This window comes from Nitrospira sp. BLG_2 (assembly GCF_049222245.1).
Genome location: NZ_JBLYIG010000536.1, coordinates 1 through 1,777, shown reverse-complemented (window position 1 = coordinate 1,777; position 1,777 = coordinate 1). Strand labels below are relative to the sequence as shown.

Here is a 1,777-nt window from a genome sequence, read left to right as displayed (position 1 = left end):
AGCCCACACTACAAAATGAACTCCATAAATACCCTGGACGGTGCGGACATGAGCGCCGAAATGCTCGTAGGCTTTGTACAGGGTTCCTTCGGCAAAGAGGTGCAGCTCAAAATCCGTCAACAGTGGAGGAAAGGCATAGGGATCATGGATTTCTGCGACGGTACCGTCGTGGCGCGTGACGCGAAGCTGGTAGGACGGCGCTTGCGTTGTAGCGGGAAGCATGGCCTCGAACAATCCTGCTTCATGGATGAGCATCATACGCGACAGTGTGGAGTTGGTTGCCACCTCTACCTGCTTCACCTCCGGTAGCCAGGCTCGAATTGCGAAGAAGGGGCGGCCGTCGATCGTTGTGGCATGGGGGCCCAGAACCGAGTGAGGGGCCCAGTGCGTGCCTGCAATGAGGCGATCGAGGTCATCCTGTTGAATGGTCGGATCGAACGGCATCCCGCTATCCTAATGGCTGCAGTGTGGATTAGAAAGGAGAAAATGTTCTCGGCGATGGTATCGGAGGACAGACCGGAAGGACGACTCTCATTGCATTGTCGCGATCGGCCCTGGATAATGCGACAGCTTTCTGAGCGATCGTCCTGTTCACCTCGAGGAGTTGCATGTCATCTCTCACTCTGGCCCTTCTTATTTTCGGTCTGTGCTATGTGCTCATCATGACCGAGCGGCTCCATAAGACCATTGTGGCTTTGTTCGGAGCGGCGGTGATGATCGGGCTCGGCGTGGTCTCGCAAGAAGAGGCCTTTTATTCCCATGAGTTCGGGGTGGACTACAACGTCGTCTTCTTGCTGATCGGCATGATGGTGATCATCAACATCGTGCGGGAGACCGGGCTGTTTGAGGTCTTGGCCATTTGGGCGGCACAGCGAGCCGACGCGAAACCTTTCCGCCTGCTGGTGTTATTGGCCATCTTGACCGCTGTCTTGTCCGCCATGCTCGATAACGTCACCACCGTCCTGCTCATGGCCCCGGTCACTCTTGCAATCACCAAGCGATTGGAGCTGAATCCCGTCACGTTTTTAATGGCGGAAGCACTGGCTTCCAACATCGGTGGAACCGCCACGCTCGTCGGAGATCCACCCAATATCATGATCGCCAGCAAAGCCGAGCTCAGCTATCTCGATTTCCTGTTGGTCATGGGGCCGATCGTCATCGTCATCATGGCGGTGTTTTTAACGGTTCTGTGGCTTGTCTTTGGGCGGAGGATGACGGTCGCGCCTCATCTTCGAGAGGCCGTTCTCAAGTTGAACATGGGTGAAGCGGTGCCGGATGAGCCGTTCTTGCGCCGCTGTCTGTTCTTACTGGCGGTCGTCAATGTGGGATTCTGTCTCCACTCGCTCGTCCATTTGGAGCCGGCCACGATTGCGCTGCTTGGAGCGAGTCTGTTCATGGTCATCGGGCATGCCAGGCGCAAGCCGGAAGATTCAGAGGAGTTGACCTATCTGGCTGAAGTGGAATGGAAGACCATCTTTTTCTTTATCGGATTATTTATCCTGGTGGGGGGCTTGGTCAAAGTCGGCGTCATCCGGTATCTGGCCGATCAGCTGGTCGCGGTGACGAGGGGCAATCTTGCCGGATCCACGATGGCGGTGTTGTGGGGGTCGGCGATACTTTCTGCAGTCGTGGACAATATCCCCTATGTCGCCGCGATGAATCCATTGATCGTCGATCTTGCCCGATCGCTGCATCCGGAGATGACCGACTATGTCGCGTTGGTCCATCAACCGGACATCATTCCGCTCTGGTGGGCATTGGCCTTGGGGGCTTGTTT

The 1,777-nt window shown here is 56.0% G+C and carries 2 protein-coding genes; one reads left to right on the top strand and one right to left on the bottom strand.

The features are described from left to right. Positions 1 to 444 (bottom strand): GlgB N-terminal domain-containing protein (locus ACOSYY_RS14410; RefSeq protein ID WP_421663217.1); only part of this gene is annotated, 444 nt, incomplete at its 3' end. A 164-nt stretch (positions 445 to 608) separates the two neighbouring features. Here ACOSYY_RS14410 and ACOSYY_RS14405 point away from each other — a divergent pair. Beyond that, positions 609 to 1,777, top strand: a 1,169-nt coding sequence (locus tag ACOSYY_RS14405; RefSeq protein WP_421663216.1) for an ArsB/NhaD family transporter, incomplete at its 3' end; no start/stop codon positions are given.